Annotated in this window: 2 protein-coding genes; both read left to right on the forward strand. The window is 34.0% G+C overall.

The annotated features are described in order from the left end of the window. Positions 1 to 162 precede the first annotated feature (162 nt). On the forward strand, positions 163 to 1,458 hold the full coding sequence (locus AFK68_RS03875; protein WP_371357217.1) for a sensor histidine kinase: 1,296 nt from the start codon (positions 163 to 165) through the stop codon (positions 1,456 to 1,458). Between the two features lie 503 nt (positions 1,459 to 1,961). After that, positions 1,962 to 2,834, forward strand: coding sequence for a tetratricopeptide repeat protein (locus AFK68_RS03880; protein WP_094671673.1), 873 nt, complete (start codon positions 1,962 to 1,964; stop codon positions 2,832 to 2,834). Positions 2,835 to 2,988: the final 154 nt, after the last annotated feature.

Here is a 2,988-nt window from a genome sequence, read left to right on the forward strand (position 1 = left end):
TCTTGGGGTTATGCTAAAAAGGTGAAAGCTAATCATAATATATTCCTAGGATTAAGGCAAATTATCTGGAATATTTTTTAAATATGTATCTCTTGATACTAAAATACTAGGAACTTCCTTAATATGTTTGCTTTGTATGAGTCAAATTCAGATTCATTTACAGTGCCTAATTTAGAGGTTAAAAGTCAAATTCTATCTTTAGAATCAACTATACAGGAATTACCACTGCAAGACTTTCTGATTGAATCTAGCTACTTTGGTAAAGATGTTGCACCTGTGTTTGAGGCGAATCCCTTACTATCAGGTGTAATTTTGCTCGATCAGCAAGGTAAGTTTGTCGGTATGATTTCCCGACGATTATTTTTTGAAAGAATGGGAAGTCGTTATGGTATGGAGATGTTTTATAAGCGACCTATAGAAGCTTTGTATCGCTTCTCTCAAATAGATATTTCTATTCTTCCTGGTAATACATTGATAGTAGAGGCGGCGCAAAAATCTTTACACAGACGGCCTGAATTACTTTACGATCCAATTGTTGTAGAAGTAGAAACTAATGTTTATAAACTTTTAGATGTACATCAATTATTAGTAGCTCAGTCAAAAATTCACGAACTTACAAGTAGTCTACTGCAAAAACAAACTCAGGCAAAAGCTATTCAAACAGAGAAAATGGCTAGTTTGGGCAGAATGGTGGCTGAGGTTGCCCATGAAATTAGAAATCCGGTTAACTGTATTTGGAACAATTTAATATTTCTCTGTTCTTATCTAGAAGAAATTAGTAAACTTTTATCTACTTATGACGAAATATCACAGCCATCCCCAATTATAAGTCAAATTAAGGAACAAATAGAATATGATTCCTTACAAGAAGAATTAGCTGAGACAACTCAAGGTATTAGATTTGGCTCAGAACAATTACTGAAGATTGTAAATAGTCTTCGTAACTTTTCCCACATGGATGAATCTCAAAAGAAACCAGCAGATATCCATGAATGTATAGATAGTAGTTTATTAATTTTAAATAATCGTCTTAAATACGGTATTAAAGTTATTAAAAATTATTGTACTAACTTGCCATTGGTTAGTTGCTATTCTGGTCAACTTAGCCAGGTATTTATGAATCTAATTAGTAATAGCATTGATGCACTAAATGAAAAATCAGCAGAAATAGAGATTTCAAATTTGCAACCTGAAATTAAGATTACTACGGAAATTATAGTAGGTAAAGGGTATGATTGGGTGAGTATTAGGATGGCTGATAATGGTTTTGGTATCCCTTTAGAGATACAAGATAAAATTTTTGAGAACTTTTTTACAACTAAACCTGTGGGTAAAGGAACAGGTATGGGTTTGGCTATTAGTCACCAAATTATTAATGAAAAACATGGTGGAAAACTGAAACTAAATTCTTTACCAGGCAAGGGTACTGAATTTGAAATTATTTTACCAATATTTTAATTAATTGAATATAGGATATTTATTCTAAGCTTAAAACTATAAAAAAATAATCTTAAGTAAAGTATACTACAAATTATAAAATTTTTAGGCTAGTATATAGCAATCCTAAGAAGGTCGCGGGTAATCAAAAAGTAGATAAAAACCTTGAAACTCCAGCCTGTTCCCAGTTAAGTGTTCCCTGTTCCCTAAAAGCGCTAAGGTTTTTATACACANTCCTAAATAGGTCGCGGGTAATCAAAAAGTAGATAAAAACCTTGAAACTCCAGCCTGTTCCCAGTTAAGTGTTCCCTGTTCCCTAAAAGCGCTAAGGTTTTTATACACATAGGACTTACGCAAAGAAACCCGGTTTCTAGGATAAATCGTTGCGCATGAGCAATAGAAGTCTAGGAGAAACCGGGTTTCTGGGTTCTCATGGCTTTAGTCCTGACACAAATCAAATAAGACTGCTATATAATACTAGATACTTTAAACTTAACTTCTTAATCATAATATACTTTATTACTGTGCAAAATCGAAATTTATTAGTTTGTTTATTAATTACCCTAGGTCTGTGGGGTAGTAATATTAAACCTATACTGGGACAGGCATTAGTTCCTCATATATTACAACTAGACTCAGCTCAACTAGAACAGACGGGTTTAAGTTTAGCTGAAGAAGCGTTACAATTAGCAAGATTTCAACAGTTTGAGTTGGCTTTATCTAGAGCCGAACTGGCGACTGAATTAGCCCCAAATAATCAACGAACTTGGGCATTATTAGGCAGTCTTTATATTCAAGCTGAAGAATTAGAAGAAGGTATTGCTGCCTTGCAACAAGCTCAAGAACTAAACCCAAGAAATGCAGAAATTCGATTTGTTCTTGGTAGAGCTTATTTTCAAACATCTGATTATAAAAATGCTATCGAACAATTAAGAAAAGGTTTGAAATTTAAACCTGAGAACCCCGGAGCTTTATTTGATTTGGGTAATGCTTATTACAAACATGGTAAATTTAAAAGAGCGATCGCACAATATGAACAAGCTTATGACCTAGAAGAAAATTTATGGCCTGCAATTAATAACATTGGTTTAGTTCAATATGAGATGGGAAAAGTAGATGATGCGATCGCACAATGGCGTGAAGCTGTCTCTATTGATAGTAAAGCAGCAGAACCACTTCTAGCGCTAGCAGTAGCTCTCTACACTCAAGGTGATAAAGAACAAAGTCTAGCGATGGGAGAAGAAGCGCTACGATTAGATAGCAAATATGCAGACCTTGACTATCTCGAAAAACATCTGTGGGGAAAACGGCTAATTGAAGATGCGAAAAGATTTCTGGCAACTCCCCGTATTCAAGAAACTCTGGCTCAAATAGAAGATTTACCACAGTCTCCCTAGGTTTCTCCTTGATATTAGGTAGTGAGTTAATCTTCTGGCTCAAGTTTTCTGAACTTAAAATCTAGTTCAATAATTGATAATTGATAATGGATAATTGATAATTACCTCTCCCTAAAACGGATTGGATTGAATAAAAGGAAAATAAATTCATTGT

Origin of the sequence: Hydrocoleum sp. CS-953, from assembly GCF_002260545.1 — a bacterium.
Classification (GTDB): domain Bacteria; phylum Cyanobacteriota; class Cyanobacteriia; order Cyanobacteriales; family Microcoleaceae; genus Trichodesmium.